The organism is Bacillus sp. S10(2024) (assembly GCF_050473865.1).
GTDB lineage: Bacteria > Bacillota > Bacilli > Bacillales > Bacillaceae_G > Bacillus_A.
On the sequence record NZ_JBFLUR010000002.1, the window covers coordinates 1,479,492 to 1,497,599 of the forward strand.

Here is an 18,108-nt window from a genome sequence, read left to right on the forward strand (position 1 = left end):
CCTTTCAGTCAATCACTAGTAAAGACGGACTTACATGAAAAGCAGCTTCTGTGCATTTTTTTATATCTTCTACTGTGTATGGACTCATTAATTCTTGCAGCACTAATCCATCCTGTGTTACTTCCATTACAGCCATATCTGTAATAATTACGTCTACACATCGTTTTGATGTAAGTGGAAGCGTACATTCTGAAACAATTTTTGATTTTCCGTATTTATCGACATGATTCATTACAACGACAACACGTTTTGCCTTTTGCGCTAAATCCATGGCACCACCTATTCCTGGTACACGCTTACCGGGTACAATCCAGTTTGCTAGGTCACCTTTTTCACTTACTTGCAGTGACCCGAGAATGGTAATATCAAGTAATCCTTTTCGAATCATCCCAAATGCTGTGCTGCTATCAAAATAACTAGCTCCAGCAATAATTGATGTGGGCAAGCCGGCTGCATTACATAAATTTTCATCCTCTTCCCCTTTTACCGGTGTTGTTCCCATACCAACAATGCCATTTTCCGCATGAAACATAACATGCATATCATCTGGTAAATGATTTGGAATAAGAGAAGGGATACCAATTCCTAAATTTACAATCATTCCGTTTTGAATTTCCTTTGCAGCACGTTTAGCAATTTTGTTACGAACATCTACTCCCATGCCCATTTCCAGTTCACTCCTTCCGATGGAACGATATAATCAACAAATACACCAGGCGTGATAATTTTTTCTGGATCAAGTTCTCCAAGAGGAACAATTTCTTCAGCCTCGACAATCGTAATATCACCGGCCATCGCGACATGTGGGTTCATATTGCGCGCGCTTTTATCAAACACAAGATTTCCAAACGGGTCTGCTTGTTTCGCAAACACGATAGATACTTCTGCTGTTAATGCTGTTTCAATCAAATATGTCTTCCCATCGATTTCAACTGTTCGTTTTCCTTCTTCCACAATTGTATCCATCCCAACATCAACAAGAACACCGCCAAGTCCGACTCCTCCAGCCCGAATTCGTTCTGCTAGTGTACCTTGAGGGGAAAATTCAATTTGTAGTCTTCCTTCATTTAACTGGCGTCCTGCATTTGGATTTGAGCCGATATGCGAAGTAATTAACGACTTCACACGTTCATTTGTCACAAGGCGGCCAATTCCCACATCCGGAAAACCAGTATCATTACCGATTAAATGTAAATCATGAATTCCTTTATTTAAGATCGCTTGGATTAATGAGGGAGGAGACCCAATGCCTCCAAACCCTCCAAACATAAGTATCATTTCATCATGAAAATATGGCATAACATCTTCAATTGTTTTTATTTTCCCAAATGTATTTGTAATAGTTGTCATACGATACTATGCCCTCCTTTTTGCATCATTTCCTCTACGCTTTTTGCAAAAATATGAAGAAGTTCATCAATCTCTGCATATGTAGTCGTAAGCGGCGGTGCAACTAACAATGCACTATCTTCTTTACCCGCTTGCCCTGATACAGCCTGGTATAAAAGAAGACCATTTTTCGCCGCAACCGAAATCAGTTCAGACGCCTTTGTAAACGGTTGCAATTCTACTCCAATCAGAAAACCTTTCCCACGTACATCAGCGATAATTGTTGATTGTTGCTGTACCTTTTGCAAACCTGCCATTAAATATTCCCCTTTTTCAGCAGTTTCTTCTGGCAAACGGTGTTTCTCTGTATATTCAATTACCGCTAAAGCTGTCGCCGCAGAAAGTGGATTCGCACTCAATGTATGCCCACTCATCACAGAACGAGAGCCCCGTAAAATCGGTTCCATCACACGATCACTTACCATCGTTGCAGCAATCGGAGCATAACCAGCTGCTAATCCTTTTCCAAGCGTCATAATATCCGGCTGGACACCCCAATGTTCCATCGCAAACCATGCTCCAGTACGTCCAAGTCCTGTCATTACTTCATCAGCGATAAATAAAATATCATAATGCTCACAAATATCCCTAATCACCTTATAATAATCTTTCGGCGGTACAACAGCTCCCCCAGCTGCACCAATAATCGGCTCCGCAATGAACGCCGCAATATGCTCTGCACCAATACGTTCAATGGAACGCTCTAACTCTGTTGCACACGAAAGTTGACATGTTGGATACACCTTTTGTACCGGACAACGGAAACAATACGGTGCGGGTAGTGTCGGATAATCTTCCAATATGGAAACAAAACGTTGTCTACGCAGGGGATGTCCAGACATCGAAAGTGCTCCCATCGTAATTCCGTGATAACTCATCCAACGCGATAAAATTTTATGCTTTCCTTGAATACCGCGCTCTTGAAAATGTTGAATTGCAACTTTCATTGCCGTTTCATTTGCCTCTGTACCACTATTAACGAAAAAGCTCCAATTTAAATCTCCCATATTTAAGTCACTCAGCTTCTTTGCGAGCTTTTCTGCCGGTTCGCTCGTAAACTGCGAACGATACACAAAGGCAATTTCCTCTGCTTGCTGCTTTATAACTTCTGCAATCTCTGTTACGCCATGACCAATACTTGCTGTAATCGCTCCTGACGAACCATCAAAATATTTATTACCGTTTTGATCATATAAATAAACACCTTTCCCGTGTGAAATCATTGGATACGGTTGACCAACAAGTGGCTTAATTAAGTAATCACGCATGACGTTCCCCCCGTTTCTTCAACTCATATATAAATTATGTAGAAAATCAATTCTTCTTTCATAAAAAAAAGAACTCTCTGCCTAAGCAGTGAATCTATTAAAAAGCCATTATTACAGAATATAAAAATAAGTGCATAAAAATAAAATAGAAAGAAATTTCAGAAATAATAATCTATAAGCCAACAACTTTCTCTCTACATCCCTCCCTATCTATACAAAACCATCAATTAAAAATCTCTATACTCCTCTCTTCTAAAATATCATTTGAGGCGAAAACTTGCTGCTAATGTGTAAACTTCGACAACCCTCTAGTGAATTTCCTTCTTACTTCTTCATTTTATTTCATATACTTTCAAACAAATCTAGACAAAATTTTCACAAAAAAGAAACTCGTCCTATGATAAGACAAGTTTCTTCTACTATATATTATCCCACTACAACTTCTTCTCTTTTTTCTGTTTTACTAGTTAAATGTTCTACAATATTACGAGCAATATGAACACCACATGCACTCGCTTGTGCTAATCCACGTGTTACCCCAGCACCGTCTCCGCCTAAGTATAAACCGGAAATTTCTGATTCGAAATGTTTATTAAGTTTTGGTCTTGCTGAATAGAATTTCGCTTCTACACCATAAAATAATGTATGTTCAGAGGCAATGCCTGGTGTGACGTGATTTAATGCCTCTGTCATTTCAATTAAGCTCTTCATTGTATTGTATGGCAATACAAGACCTAAGTCTCCTGGTACCGCTTCTTTTAACGTAGGCTCAAGAAATCCTTCTTGGATACGTTTCGGCGTAGAACGGCGACCTTTTAACATGTCTCCATACTTTTGTACCGTAACTCCCCCCATTGAAATGCGATTTGCTAAGCGTGATACTTCATGTGCGTATTCGTTCGGCTGATCGAACGGCTCAGAAAATTGGTGTGATACTAGGAGCGCAAAGTTCGTATTATCACTACCAAGTGCCGGATCTTTGTATGCATGACCATTCGCTGTCATAATACCAGAATGATTTTCAACAACAACATGACCAAACGGGTTACTACAGAATGTGCGCACTCGCGTTCCGACAGATGTGTTGAATACAAATTTCCCTTCATAGAGATGCTTATTTATTTCTTCCATCACGATATTCGAAGTTTCAACGCGAACACCAATATCTACTTGGTTCGTGCTCATTTTCAAACGACGTTTTTTCATAATTTTTGTAAGCCAAGCAGACCCATCACGACCTGGTACAATGACTACTTTTTTCGCAGATAACATTGTTCCATCTTTTAAAATAATTCCACGTACGGTATGTTCATTCTCTGCTTTTTCCGTTACGATATCGTCTACTTCCACTTTAAATTTCATATCAATTTTCTCTTTTAAATATTCAAAAATGCTTTTTAAAATTTCTAAGTTTTGTTCTGTCCCTAGATGACGAACTTGTGCACGCAATAGTTTTAATCCAGCTGCATAAGCACGTTTTTCAATATTACGAACTTCATCCGTTAATGGATCTGTAATTGATATAGTTGCACCGTGTGCTAAGTTAATTTCATCTACATATTTGATTAAGTCCATTACTGTCGATGGAGATAAATAATCGGTCATCCAACCACCAAATTCACTTGTTATGTTAAATTTACCATCTGAATATGCTCCTGCTCCGCCAAATCCATTTGTGATTGAGCATGCCGGTAAACATCCTGCATACTCCTTCTTTCCAGCGGCAGGTGGACATTTCGTTACTTTCTTCTGAAGAATCGGACAATTACGCCGATAAATATCATGTCCTTTATCAATTAATAGCACTTTTGCATTTGGCATTTTACCAATTGTTTCATAGCAAGAAAAAATCCCCGCAGGACCTGCACCTACGACAATTACATCATAGTTCGTATTCATATATTCATTCCCCCATTGCATTCCTTAGAAAATCCTTACTAAAGGTATCATGCTCCATTTAGAATGTCAATAGAATATACGAACTATATAATGATATATAAAATTATCGTTCGTGAAAAAATGGTTTTTTCATAATTACCGGCTGAAAAAGGGGGCTAAAAAAAGAAAGAACCGATCAATGTATAATTAATCGGTTCACCATGACGCTCTTTCTGCATAACTAGAAGCGTACGCAAGTAGCTCCAATAATAATTAATAAAATAAATAACACAACAACAATCGCAAAGCCATATCCACAGCCCCCAGCGCCATATCCACCGTAGCCATATCCACAGCCATAACCTGGATATCCTCCACCGTAACCCCACATAGTTTTTCACTCCCTACATCCATTTAAAATAGTTTACATTGATAAAATATGTAGGACAAACATCTTTTTGTATGTGTGTTTGCCTAGAAATTAAAAAAATCTCCATCTTAGCTAGAGATTTCATCTTCTTAAAGATTAACAAGACTTTATTTGCATATCTTCTCTTTGTACATGCATATAGTTGTATTAATGATAACAGAGGAGGCAAATCAATGAATTCATTAGAAGTAGAAAAATATGCGCAGCAAGCTGTAATGTATGAACAGCTTGCTTGTTATTACAAATATACAAATCCGCAAAAATATATGGAGGTATATTTAAAACAATTTGAGGCAATGAAACAACTTGTACAAGCTTACGAGAAAAGCCGTGTATCACCACCATATTCAAGTGAGCAAGCATTACCTTCTTACGTTCGAATCTTACACGCTTCTCCTGATTCATTTTCTATTGATATTGTCATAAATGGACAAAAAGTAGTAAAAAACATTTCGTTTAAGCAATATAGTCCATATCTTTCACTCACACAAGGGCAATACCGCGTTGATATCGTACCTGCCGGCGAGGAAACTCCCATCTTTTCAACGCTCATTCCTGTAATGGGAAATCATGTATATACTCTTGCTGCAGTTGGTAATGCTGATAAACTGCAGCTGTTACATGTAACTGATAATACACCTCTTCCATATGGACAAGCAAAAATACGATTCGTTCATTTATCTCCTGATGCACCTCAAGTAGATGTTGCTTTAAAGGATGGGGAAAAACTGTTTGAAAAGGTTTCATTTAAACAAGCAACAGATTATTTACAAGTGAGTCCTGGTGTAGCAGATATAGAAATAGCTGTTGCGGGAACCAAAAACGTTTTATTAACAATTCCTGAAGTGAAAATTGAGGCAAATAAAATTTATACGATTATTACACTTGGCTATGTAAATAAATCCCCAAAGTTGGAAAGTTTATTTTTGACAAATTGAATTTCTCACAAACAAAAAAACAGAATAGAAAAAATATTTAACTTTATTTATAATTATAGGTAAATCTGTATATTTCTAGGGGGTTACTCATGAATCGTTTTGAAGAAAATTTAAAAAAGTATGCGCAATTAGTTATACAAGTTGGAATTAATATTCAAGAAGGACAAACTCTCGTAATTCACGCACCTATTACATCTTCTCGCTTAGTTCGTGAATTATCAAAGCAAGCCTATCAATCTGGAGCAAAAAATGTCCATGTCGAATACTCAGATGAAGAATTAACACTAATTAAGTACCTGCATTCACCATTAGAAGGGTTGAAGGAATTCCCTCACTGGAAAGCAAAAGGACTTGTTGAATTAGCGAAAAATAATGCTGCTTTTTTATATATCGATGCGTCTAACCCTACTCTTCTTCAAGATATTGATGGAGAAAGACTTGCAATTGCGATGAAAACAAATGCCTCTGGTTTGAAGGAGCTTACCGAATACCGAGTTAATAGTCAATGTAGTTGGTCAATTATCTCTGTCCCAAGCAACGAATGGGCTTCGCAAATCTTCCCTGAACTGGGTGCTAAAGAAGGTGTCAATAAATTATGGGATCTGATCTTTCAAATGACGAGAGTAACTGATGATACCCCAATAGAGGCATGGAAAAATCATATTCAATTATTAAATAGTAAAGCACATCATTTAAATGAGAGAAAGTATAAAAAGCTACATTATAAATCTGAAAAAACAGATTTAACGATTGAACTTCCAGATAACCACAAATGGTTAAGTGCTCAATTTCAAAATAAATTACATACTCCGTTTATACCGAACATGCCAACAGAAGAAGTATTTACTGTCCCCTTAAAAACAGGGGTAAACGGTGTAGTAAGCAGTACAAAACCCTTAAATTACGGTGGTACATTAATCAACAATTTCTCTCTGACCTTCCGTGAAGGAAAAGTTATTGATTGTTCAGCTGAAACTGGCTATGAAACTTTGAAAAAATTACTGGAAACAGATGAAGGAGCTCTGCATTTAGGAGAGGTTGCGCTCGTTCCGCACGATTCACCTATTTCTAATACAAATGTTATCTTTTTCAACACATTATTTGATGAAAATGCATCTTGTCATCTCGCATTAGGCAGTGCACTTCCTATGTGTATTCAAGGCGGTATTAATATGAGCAAAGAAGATCTTCAAGAGAATGGATTAAATGATAGCATTACTCATGTTGATTTTATGATTGGATCTGCCACCCTCGATATTGACGGCGAAACATCAGATGGAAAACTTGAGCCTATCTTTAGAAAAGGTAACTGGGCATTCTAAATTTGTGACAAAACATAAAAAACTATCAACTCATTTTATCTACTTCACATTTTGATATATCAACATTTCTTTTCACAAAAAGACACCGTTCAAAATGAGAACAGTGTCTTTTTAAAATTAACAAACAACCACAGTATGGCACTTAAAAAAATATATAAATCCATTTTAATTTTCCAGCATACAATTCACCGCGCGATGTATGTCCAGATAATCTCGCCCCTTAAAAGGAAAGACGTTTCCCTTATATATACAGTCGCTGCAGTTTCCCACAACTATACTACATTCCACTGTATTCTATATTACTTTTTCAAATGAAATATGAAATTCTGTCCACTCTTCTGTTGACTTACATGTAAGGGACCCTTTATGTTTCTCCACAATTTGTTTACAAACAAATAATCCAATTCCAGTTCCTAACTTTTTTGTAGTTACAAATGGTTCAAATATTGTTTCTATATTTTCTGCTGGAATCATTGGTCCATTGTTTTTAATTAAAATATGTATTAATTCTTCGTCTTCACACACATCAATAACAATTCTCTTACTCTCTTCTATTCCTTCAAGAGCGTCAATAGAGTTCATTAAAATATTTAAAAATACTTGCCTAACTTCACTTCGATACCCCGTAAATGGTATTGGATACGGTAAATTTTTCTCAATAGAAACATTTGCATTTACTAAACTCGGATATAAGAAGTGGATAATATCATGAAATAAATCATTCAGCCAAAATCTTTCTGCTTCATTCCATATTTCTTTTTTCGACACAAGTAAAAATTGAGAAATTCTAAAATTTAATTGATCAAGCTCATGTGAAATAATATCTAAATACGGTAAATGCGGTTGATCAGATTTTAACAATTTTACAAATCCCATAATAGATGTTAATGGATTACGAAATTCATGAACAAAACTTGCTGACATTTGCCCTAATATTGTCAATCTCTCTTTATGTGTTTCGTTAATGAATTTTTGCTTTTCTTCCAAATTTTCCGATATAATTTCTGAGTATTTCAAAACTGTATAATAAATTAAACGATCAAAACAAATATGTATCTTTCCCATGATTGGTTTTAGTTCACGAGCACTCACATCTAATTCACACATTGCTTCAAATAATTCATTCCGTCCTACATTCGCATTATAGACAAAATCGCCAATATTTGCGTCTGCCCCCGCACGCTCAATAGCAATTTTTTCGCATACTGGTCTAATGAGCTCAATATCATCTTCACTCATAATAAGTTTAATCATTAATGATAACAATTTTTCTCCGTTCTCAAAAATTTCTTGTTTAAAAGGATCATTTTCTGAAATAATAATTTTGTTTTTCCAGTTCTCTACAAATTGCTTATTATTCTTTTCTAAGTACGTACAAAACATTTTACTAATATCTTTTTCGATCGGAAAAACCCCCATTCCCTCCATCTCCATACGAAAAACACCCTATATATTTTGAATATTAACACAAAAAACATTTTTCGTTAAGACACTATTGTCACATTTTGTTATTTCATGTTGATAAAATTTTTCAATTTAGTATGTGAAATTATTTTTTTGCATCCTTTTCATCTTTTTCATACAATAGAAACAGGAAAGGTGTGAAAAAAATGGCAAATAAAAATGTGGAAGACTATCTTCAAGAAGGCATTTATGGACAAAAACAAAATAAACCTGAAGAACGTAACATGTTTTTAAGCACATTACGTGAACGTGTGGAAATAGCATTAACGATCGGGCAAGTCATGCAAACCAACGTATATCCAGAAATTAAAAACACGATGAGTTCTGAACAAAAATTAACATTGTATGTGAACGGTACCGTAGCTTATTCACATTTATCTAAATACATTAAATTAGCAAATGAAAAACAAGTGCCGTTTACAATTGTACAAAATAAAGATGCAAATACACCGATTGGACTTGTTCTCGCACATAATACAGCAGTTGAAAAAGAACATATTTTTGTAGAAGATGAAATTTACAGGCAAGAGATGAATTGACAAAATACGCCCGACCTCTAAACGGGCGTATTTTTTACGATAAAGTGAAACTTTAATCAGTAGGGCACTTCATCCCCCACTGATTATCAGCTCAGCTCCTACCTAACTTCTTAAGAAAAGCGGAAACGGGTCGCTCAGAATCGCAGGACGTTGAAGCTGGACAATGCTTTCGCCGAATTTTGAGGTGGGAGTATTACTGCCCACGAATAGCGGGATAAACAAAAAACCTCACCGTAAAGGTAAAATTATGAACTGACTTGTTCTTGAAATGAAACAGGTTGTTCTACTACTTCTATAGACTGCATTGCAAGCTGCTTTGTCACTTCAATTTGTTTAATGTAATGTCCATCTAATTCAACAATACGAAACTTATAATTTTCAATATCAATACTTTCACCTTGTTCAATTTCAAGATGTTCTGTTAAAATCCAACCTCCAATTGTATCAACGTCTTCGTCATCAATCGAAAGTCCTAACAATGCATTAACTTCACTAACAAGTACTTTTCCTTCTAAAATTGTTTTTGTTTCGCTAATGCGCTGAATTTCTGGCTTTTCATCCGTATCAAATTCATCTTGTATGTCGCCAACAATTTCTTCTAGAATATCTTCAACTGTTACAAGTCCTGACGTTCCGCCGTACTCATCCACTAAAATTGCCATATGTGTACGTTCCCGTTGCATTTTTACAAATAAATCATGAATAGCAATGGATTCAATAATTTGAATAATCGGACGGGCATACTGTGCAACAGTTTCTTTATTTGTCCCATCATGTTTCACAAAATCTGTGAAAACATCTTTAAAGTTTACAAAACCAATAACATGATCTTTATCACCATCAATGACAGGATATCTCGTATATTTCTCATTTGACATCATCTTCATTGCTTCCATAACAGATTGCTCTTTCTCTAAAATCACCATTTCTGTACGTGGAACCATTATTTCTTTCGCAATTCGATCGTCAAATTCGAAAATTTTATTCACATATTTATATTCTGATTGATTAATTTCACCATTTTTATAACTTTCTGATACAAGCATACGTAGCTCTTCTTCTGAATGGGCTGCTTCATGCTTTTGCATTGGCTTTAAACCTAGCATTCTCGTAACAATACGCGCTGAACCATTCAATGTCCAAATAAAAGGATATGCAAGTCGATAAAAGAAGATAAGCGGTCTTGCAACTGATAAGCTAATCCCTTCCGCCTTCTGAATCGCAAATGTTTTCGGAGCTAGTTCGCCTACGACAACGTGAAGAAAGGTAATGAACATAAAAGCTAGTAAAACAGATAAAACGGATGTCACCGAGGGAGGCACTTCCAATTTTATAAAAATCGGCTCCAGCATACGTTTCACTGTCGGTTCTCCTAACCATCCAAGGCCGAGCGCTGTCACTGTAATCCCTAACTGACATGCTGATAAATACTCGTCTAAGTTTGTAATGACTGTTTTCGCAGCAATTGCGCGTTTGTTTCCTTCTGCAATTAAATAATCGATACGCGAGCTTCTTACTTTGACAATTGCAAATTCAGAAGCAACGAAGAAAGCAGTTAAGGCAATTAAAACAATCACCATACTTATACTAAATATGTCCAAATACATTTCCTTACCCACTTTGTAAGTAAGGAAGCCACCTCCTAATTATTTTATTCTAAAAACAACTTCTCTAACAATCTTACAAGTTTCTACACTAGTAATTCCCTTTTATACATTATATGCTTACACAAAAAAAGATATTTACGTTTATGATAACGAAACTTATACTCTCCGTCAAATAAGAGAAACAACTGGAATTAGACAACTTTTTTTCATTTTCGCGATGTTTTTTTCCTAAAAAAATATTTTTGTCAAAAAGCACTTTCTTTGCCGATTTCTCACTTCTTTTGTCAGTCATGCAGGGAACGAATGAGTTATCACGAAACCTTCTAACTAACGAGACATAGGAGGGGTTATTGTGGAGTATAAAACGCCGATGATTGCCAAAACATTAGGTATTAGTCCAAAAGCTGTTATCCGTCTTGCACAGCAAATCGGATTAGAGTTAAAAAAGAATAAATTTGGCCACTATGTTTTTGATGAAAAAGATTTACAACAAATGCTTGATTTTCAACGTTCTGTACCAAGTCATAATCATGAACTATCTTCCTATCATGCTGCTGAAGCAGCACCGTCAAATGAAATGCAACAATTTATAAAAGAATTAAAACACATTTCCATACGCTTAGATCGGCTAGAAGAAAAATTACAAGACAAAGCAGATGATGTCGTAAGTTATCAGTTGTTACACCACCGTAATGAAATGGAAGAAATGCATGCAAAAATTGACCAATTAGAAACAGCACTTAAACGAAAAGAATCTATCTATATTACACCAGAAGTGGCAGCGGCAAAACAAGAAGAAAAGCCTAAGCGCCGTAAAATGATTTTAAGTATTTTTGGATTTTAATATATGTAATAAAAAAGGTGATGTTCGATAAACATCACCTTTTTTATTATGATAACATCGCTTTCATATCTTCTTCTGCTGTTGTAATGAGTTGTAAACGAAATGCGTCTTGTAACACTTGTAGTACATCTGGTGATATAAACTCTGGTGCTTTCGGACCGATACGAATATCTTGAATACCGAGGCTAAATAATCCGAGTAAAATAGCTACAGCCTTTTGCTCAAACCAAGATAATACAATGCTGACTGGTAGTTCATTCACTTCACATTGAAATGCTTCCGCTAAAGCGGCTGCAATTTTTACTGTTGAAATCGAATTATTACATTGTCCGAGATCAATATAACGCGGTATATTCGTTCCTGGCACAACGCCATAATCTACATCATTAAAGCGGAATTTCCCGCAAGATGTCGTTAAAATAACTGTTTCTGGTGGTAAGGATGTTGCTAATTCCCGATAATATTCTCCGCCTTTTCCAGGTGCATCACAACCAGCAATAACGAAGAAACGTTGGATTTTACCAGCTTTCACCGCATCAATAATTTCTGGTGCAAGCGATAATACGGTTTCATGGTGAAATCCCGTTGTTAACTGTTCTTCTGATTCCATTTGGACATCTGGAAGTTCCAACGCCGTTTCAATAAGCGATGTAAAATCATTATTTTCAATTTTTCGCACTCCCTCTAATCCTGCAACATCATAGGAAAAGAAACGATTTGCATATGTACCTTTAATTGGCATCACACAATTTGTCGTCGCTAATATAGCTCCTGAAAATTTTTCAAATAAGCGGCGCTGATCATACCAAGCCTTTCCGATATTCCCCTTTAAATGAACATATTTTTTCAACTGCGGATAACCATGTGCAGGCAACATTTCAGAATGTGTATAAATATTGATACCTGTTCCTTCAGTTTGCTTTAATAACTCTTCTAGCGCAAATAAATTATGTCCTGTAACAACTATTGCTTTTCCACAAGCGCGATTTTGTGTAATTTGTACTGGTCCTGGCACTCCGAAATGATCCGTATGTGCCTTATCAAGTAATTCCATCACGCGAATCGCGGCTTTCCCGACTTTCATTGCCATATCTAAGTGTTCTTGTTCATTAAAGTTTGAATTTGTTAACGTCATATATAACGCTTCATGCGTTACTGCATCTACAAATGGGTCTGTGTATCCAAGCTGTGCTGCATGGGTACGATATGCAGCAATTCCTTTTAAAGCAAAGACGATAATATCTTGTAAACTTGCTATGATTTCATCTTTTCCACAAACTCCGATAATTTTACATCCTCCAGTAGGCGTTTGTTCACATTGATGACAAAACATCATTCCCATCCCCTCTCTAGCGGTTTTTATAATGTAAGCGTAGTACAAATCGTTTTCGAGAGATGTGATGATAATCACATGAAATGGTGCAATTTTGTGACAATAATTATCTTGTTAACATAACATTTTTACTGTTTTCTTTAATTAAGGCTTGTGCATATGCATTTCCTTGAATGACATCACGAAATTCTTTCAAAGAATACATATGTGTCAATCCTTTCATAACATGAATACGAACTGGTACACCTTGTAGTTGATCATTTACAGCAAATGCATCATCAATAGGCTCTATCGGGAATCCTAATGAACGTAAGTACATATACATACGCTTTGTTACAACTGCAATATACCACTCTGCTTTTACTTCTAATGCATGTATAAATAAAATCGTCGCAAGTTGCTTAAATTGTCCACGACCGCGAGATGTTTTTGCAATACTTAACTTTCCAATTTCGTATACGTTTTTTAATCCTTTTATATATTCATTTTCAGAAAACAGATAAAAAAACTCGGAATTTGATTGTTCAGGTGTTGTATAAAATATGCATTCAACAGTTCCGATATAATGATTATCTTCTATTAATAAAAATCTTGAAGGTGTTAAATTTCGTTCTATAAACATTATGTTTCGTTCTTCACAAAAATCTCCCCATAATTGTTCGAACCAAAAATGTTCTTCCTTTGTTTGAACACGTTGGAACATATTCCCCCGCCTTTCCTATCACCCTTTACTTTTGTTAGCGCTTTCAACATCTATCATATAAAAAGGAAACTTGCTATGCAAGAAAAACTATTTTTCCATTTATAATTTCTATACATAAATCAAGATTCCTGTATTACTTGTGTGTTTATACAAAAAATCTCAAAACATAACTATATATACAAGAATGTTTCGTTTAGGAAATGTTTCCTTCATCTTAAAACCTAAAAAACTAACCAATAGAAGAAAAATATGAAACTTCCATCAGTTTGGATTTTCTTAATTCCTCACTGATGGAGAGCGCGCATTTATCCCCACTTCTTGCTAGGTATTACTACATGTTAATGCTAGATAAAGTGAAACGTTATTTCTTAATCCCTGTTAACCAATACTGAAAAATATTTACCAGTTCTTTTTTTCCCGCTAATCTCTCTTCACCTTTTTTTGTTTTATACGGATACAATTGTAAAAATACACCACAACCTGTTTCAATTTTTTTTGCATGCATATTACTACCTGGATATACACATATAACTTCATAAATTGCACGGCGGTGAAATAACCGTTTTCCATTCTGCTCTTCTACATATTTAATTGACCAATATTTATACATCTGCTCGGTTGCTTTCGTATTTCCAACTGGCTGAAAAATGTTATACATCGGGCTATATTTCACTTCAACTATAATAGATGATTGATATTCATAGGAAGTTTCCCCTCGTTTATAGCAATCAATACGAATATCCGGTTTTTTTGTATCCTCTCCATTATAAAAGTGACTTTGTTTACTGAGCGCAATAAGCGGATGCGTTTCAATTAAATCATTAAATACTACATGCAGCTGCAAATCTTCGTCTTCCAATATAATAGTCGTGCCATCCTGTAAACCATCTAAATAAAAATACGATTGAATTTGCTCTGCAATTGACATGTAATCATTAAAACCAAGTTCTTGTAAAATTGCCACAACAGTAAAGTACGCATAATACTCATAAATTAAAAATGTCGGTTTATAAACAAATAAAAATGATGGTTCTAATTCATTACGATGCGATGAAAATTCAAGCTGATGTAATAATTGATAGTATACAGGAGACAGCGAATGTGTTGTAAGTGTAGTTTCTTCCCGAACTTCTCTCCAAAACGGTGTATGTAAGAGGCTTGAAAAATACGTTAGTGTACTTTGCAAAACTATATAAAGCACCTTATATTCTTGAATTTTCATAGCAATTTTGCGTAAGTCTGTGTCTTTTAACAAGTGAATGTTACGATATTTCTGTTTGTCTCGCTCCGTCACAGAACCATTTCGCTCAATCGTTTGTAAAATAGTATGCACTGCTTTTTTCTCATTTCTTCGCGTTTGCTGCGCCCTTTCTAATTTCTGAATCGTTTCGTGCAAAAATAAATCAATTTCTAATAACTGATTATAAAACAATTTCGTTTTATATTTTACATAGCCATTCATTTTATCATGCTTTTTCTCCCTAAAACGTCGATTATACCACTTTTCATACGGTTTTTTCTCACGCATAATAGTGCTTTTTCTTCCCTGCTTTCTCTCCCGCATTTCCCATATATAATCATCTTCAAAATTTACTTTTTGCTGCACTTCATAGTATAACTGCTTTACTTTTTTCATTTTTTGCGGCAACATCCTGAGCATACGCATATATGAATAGTCTTCAATCTCTGCAAATGTAACAAATGTCTTTTTATAATATCCTCGATCTAAAATAATCCCATTTAGCACAGACTTTACATATTGTTGAATTAATTCTAGTTGATCATCAAAAAAATTTTTCGGAACGATTTGAAACGCTCCGTAAAACAATTCATCTCCAATCTGCACTTCAAAATGATATACACCACAACGCCATGGATATAAATAATCCGTTTTTCCATGCTCATACAGTAAAATAGTACGTTGTTTTTCATGCAGCTCATATTTCCATTCCATATGTTGCTTTTGTCCTTCATATACTTTATTCCAAATAAACGTAATCTTTATAGGATATTGTGATTGTATATGTAGCCTAAGAGGTTTTAATTCTTGTACTTTGTACACACACGATGAAATCGTAGCGGGTGAAGCGCAAAGTTTATTTAATATGATATGTTCTCCCTTCTCTTCTGCCCCTACTATCACTTTCAATACAAACGGAAGCTTCTCTCCTGTTTCTATAATTTCTGTCTCATACGTGCTTTCATTTAACATAACCGTATAGCTCCAATTCTCGCCGTTTTTGTTTCAAATACAATAGCGAATGTTCAAAAGTTGATACACAATTTGCAAGTGATGATTGTAATAATTGTACAAGAGATACTTCTTTTTTCCCCTCTTCACGAAGTAATACACCTATTGTAGCTTCTGTACCACGTAACTTTGTTAAAATACGTTGTTTTATTTGTAAGTCAAATGCTTCTTCACGGCTTATTAATAAGGTTCCCTCCTCATCACACGGGATATTTTGTAAATAATTAGCGATTGCTGACGCAACGCGAAAAGAAATTCCTTTTGACGCATCGTGAAGAAATAATAACTGATGCATTTTATCTAATAATTCCAATTCTTCTTCTGTAAACACATTAAGCATTGCCTTGTGATGAACCCAGTTCATTCGAAATTCTAGTGCTGAAACAGAAAATGCAAACGGAAGTTTCAGCCCTTTTTTCTCAATCATACTCATCTCACAAAATGGGATTTTTTGAAGGGATACAACATTTACACGATCTAATAAACGATCGGATAGCTCTTTTGTTGTTTCATCAAAATTAACTGTTCCAACAAAAATGACATTATCACCAATTTCTATTTGTGATGGCACATCCTGTTCTTTTCCGTTATCCGCTGCATACAAAGATAAAATACGGTTTTTTCTCTCTAACTGTAGGAGTGATAAAAAAGGAGTAAACCAATGTTCAATATAGGATAAGTTCATTTCATCAAATGCAATTATATATAATTGATTTGGATTCTCAGCTGCTTCTAAAAACGTTCGAATAAGTTTTGTTTCACTTTCCATATAGGTTCCATTTGAATGGAGATACCCTAGCACATCATGTGGTTCTTGATATGACGGTGAGACTGGAACCCAAATAAACTCTTTCCCAAATGTTAATCCGAGTGCTTCCGCATAAGCTTGCACAAACTGTGATTTCCCAATCCCAGGCATACCACCTACTATTGTTAAAAAGTTTGTCTTTACACAAATATGAAAATTGTAAATATCGCTTTCATCAATATATAATTCTTTTTCTGCGAGAATTTGCTTCACATATTGTATAAAAGAATATTCACGTTCATTCCATTCCTTTCCTTTTTCTTGTTTGCTTGTATCGATAATTTCAATTGCTTTTCCGTTCTCTTTTATTTGTTTTTCTAATTGTTCATATACTTCTGTTCGAACAAAAAATATACTATTCTCTACATTCATATCGACATATTGCATCCAATCATCAATATCAAGGTAACGAACATCTCTTCTCTGTTCTCGATATGTAATGGCACTTATAGAAGATTTTAAAGATACATTTCCATATATCCGTCCTTCATACCATAACAACTCTGGTACACCAAAATCATACGGGAATTTTGGTATCAAAAATGAAACATATCCTTTCCCAAGCCTTCTTTCAAACACTTCTCTTTCCTTTAAGACTGATAGTTTAGGCGAAGGAATCATTTTATAGGAATTTGCTATATCCCTTTCTTCACAACGTATTAGTTCTGCATATAAATTGCCACCTGTATAAGAGAGTCGGAATAACAACAATTGTTTTTCTCTGTTTCCTTCTTTTATACTCGCAAAAAACTTTTCATTTTGTTTGTTTTTATATAAACCCTCAAAGATATAACAACCTTCTCCAAAAGCTGCCTCAATTATGTTAGGGATTGGTGAAAGACAAACGACAAAAAAGGATTCTTTCTTCTGCTCTTTTGCGAATTTCCCGACAAAACGCATATGCTGTAATCTCTTTACAAAGCTTGGATGAAGAGGTTTCTCTAATTTCATCTTGCTCACCTTCTTTTTCCGATGCTTTTATCATTGTATGAAGAATAAAAGCAAACTAGAAACAAAAAAACCTGACACTTATTGTCAGGTTGAATGAAAGCCTTCTTTTTCTTGAGAAATTGCGTTGTGAGCAATCTTCATTTTTGTTAGGACATAACGTAACGTATCTTCTACATTCTTATCTTCATGTATTTGCATATTAGCTAAAACTTCTACAGAACATGCTAAATTTTCTACCGCTCCACGTAGTTCGGGATGTCGGTTAAAGAACGATTCTTGCACTAGTAATTTTCGGACGTCTATTGCTAGCTCTACAATTCGCGCTAATTTTTCCTTTTCTTCCATAACAATCCCCTCCTACATACCTTTTCAATCTATATATT

16 protein-coding genes are annotated in these 18,108 nt (G+C 35.2%); 4 read left to right on the plus strand and 12 right to left on the minus strand.

Translation table 11 applies throughout. From position 1 onward, the window contains the following. Nucleotides 1–4 precede the first annotated feature (4 nt). From AB1280_RS07665 to yjcZ, 5 genes are all read right to left on the minus strand, one after another. The gene (locus AB1280_RS07665) at nucleotides 5–667 is read right to left on the minus strand and encodes a CoA transferase subunit B (RefSeq protein ID WP_429755444.1); all 663 of its coding nucleotides are present in this window, start codon (nucleotides 665–667) and stop codon (nucleotides 5–7) included. Beyond that, nucleotides 652–1,350, minus strand: a complete 699-nt coding sequence (locus AB1280_RS07670) for a 3-oxoacid CoA-transferase subunit A (RefSeq protein ID WP_272190053.1) — start codon at nucleotides 1,348–1,350, stop codon at nucleotides 652–654. The genes AB1280_RS07665 and AB1280_RS07670 overlap by 16 nt, the downstream gene beginning before the upstream one ends. Next, a complete protein-coding gene (locus tag AB1280_RS07675) occupies nucleotides 1,347–2,657 on the minus strand; it encodes an aspartate aminotransferase family protein (RefSeq protein ID WP_429755445.1) in 1,311 nt (436 codons plus the stop codon). Before AB1280_RS07675 ends, AB1280_RS07670 begins: the two co-directional genes overlap by 4 nt. A gap of 426 nt (nucleotides 2,658–3,083) precedes the next feature. Continuing rightward, on the minus strand, nucleotides 3,084–4,556 hold the full coding sequence (locus AB1280_RS07680) for an NAD(P)/FAD-dependent oxidoreductase (RefSeq protein ID WP_429755446.1): 1,473 nt from the start codon (nucleotides 4,554–4,556) through the stop codon (nucleotides 3,084–3,086). Between the two features lie 220 nt (nucleotides 4,557–4,776). After that, nucleotides 4,777–4,926, minus strand: a complete 150-nt coding sequence (gene yjcZ / locus AB1280_RS07685; protein WP_272190057.1) for a sporulation protein YjcZ — start codon at nucleotides 4,924–4,926, stop codon at nucleotides 4,777–4,779. Between the two features lie 212 nt (nucleotides 4,927–5,138). Here yjcZ and AB1280_RS07690 point away from each other — a divergent pair, with 212 nt between their 5' ends. Both AB1280_RS07690 and AB1280_RS07695 read left to right on the plus strand, forming a co-directional pair. Beyond that, nucleotides 5,139–5,903 (plus strand): DUF4397 domain-containing protein, encoded by a 765-nt coding sequence (locus tag AB1280_RS07690; RefSeq protein WP_272190058.1) that lies wholly within the window; start codon nucleotides 5,139–5,141, stop codon nucleotides 5,901–5,903. Between the two features lie 89 nt (nucleotides 5,904–5,992). After that, complete coding sequence (locus AB1280_RS07695) at nucleotides 5,993–7,225, plus strand: aminopeptidase (RefSeq protein WP_272190059.1); 1,233 nt, start codon at nucleotides 5,993–5,995, stop codon at nucleotides 7,223–7,225. A 294-nt stretch (nucleotides 7,226–7,519) separates the two neighbouring features. On the opposite strand, the gene AB1280_RS07700 is transcribed toward AB1280_RS07695, so the two are convergent. Next, entirely contained in the window at nucleotides 7,520–8,659 is a 1,140-nt protein-coding gene (locus AB1280_RS07700; protein ID WP_429755447.1) for a BA2291 family sporulation histidine kinase, read from the minus strand. A 176-nt stretch (nucleotides 8,660–8,835) separates the two neighbouring features. Between AB1280_RS07700 and AB1280_RS07705 the strand changes: the two genes are divergently transcribed. Then, complete coding sequence (locus AB1280_RS07705) at nucleotides 8,836–9,228, plus strand: YueI family protein (protein ID WP_429755448.1); 393 nt, start codon at nucleotides 8,836–8,838, stop codon at nucleotides 9,226–9,228. Between the two features lie 245 nt (nucleotides 9,229–9,473). On the opposite strand, the gene AB1280_RS07710 is transcribed toward AB1280_RS07705, so the two are convergent. After that, the gene (locus AB1280_RS07710) at nucleotides 9,474–10,829 is read right to left on the minus strand and encodes a hemolysin family protein (RefSeq protein ID WP_429757303.1); all 1,356 of its coding nucleotides are present in this window, start codon (nucleotides 10,827–10,829) and stop codon (nucleotides 9,474–9,476) included. A gap of 358 nt (nucleotides 10,830–11,187) precedes the next feature. Between AB1280_RS07710 and AB1280_RS07715 the strand changes: the two genes are divergently transcribed. Beyond that, on the plus strand, nucleotides 11,188–11,679 hold the full coding sequence (locus AB1280_RS07715) for a chromosome segregation protein (protein WP_429755449.1): 492 nt from the start codon (nucleotides 11,188–11,190) through the stop codon (nucleotides 11,677–11,679). A 46-nt stretch (nucleotides 11,680–11,725) separates the two neighbouring features. Here the strand turns inward: AB1280_RS07715 and hcp are convergent, their stop codons facing one another. From hcp to AB1280_RS07740, 5 genes are all read right to left on the minus strand, one after another. Next, complete coding sequence (gene hcp, locus AB1280_RS07720; protein WP_429755450.1) at nucleotides 11,726–13,012, minus strand: hydroxylamine reductase; 1,287 nt, start codon at nucleotides 13,010–13,012, stop codon at nucleotides 11,726–11,728. A 106-nt stretch (nucleotides 13,013–13,118) separates the two neighbouring features. Then, a complete protein-coding gene (locus tag AB1280_RS07725; RefSeq protein WP_429755451.1) occupies nucleotides 13,119–13,715 on the minus strand; it encodes a hypothetical protein in 597 nt (198 codons plus the stop codon). Nucleotides 13,716–14,076: 361 nt separating this feature from the next. Beyond that, on the minus strand, nucleotides 14,077–15,927 hold the full coding sequence (locus AB1280_RS07730; protein ID WP_429755452.1) for a hypothetical protein: 1,851 nt from the start codon (nucleotides 15,925–15,927) through the stop codon (nucleotides 14,077–14,079). After that, nucleotides 15,917–17,725: a hypothetical protein gene (locus AB1280_RS07735; protein WP_429755453.1), complete on the minus strand. Its 1,809-nt coding sequence runs from the start codon at nucleotides 17,723–17,725 to the stop codon at nucleotides 15,917–15,919. Before AB1280_RS07735 ends, AB1280_RS07730 begins: the two co-directional genes overlap by 11 nt. Nucleotides 17,726–17,809: 84 nt before the next feature. Further along, nucleotides 17,810–18,070, minus strand: a complete 261-nt coding sequence (locus AB1280_RS07740; protein WP_272190066.1) for a LemA domain protein — start codon at nucleotides 18,068–18,070, stop codon at nucleotides 17,810–17,812. Nucleotides 18,071–18,108 lie beyond the last annotated feature (38 nt).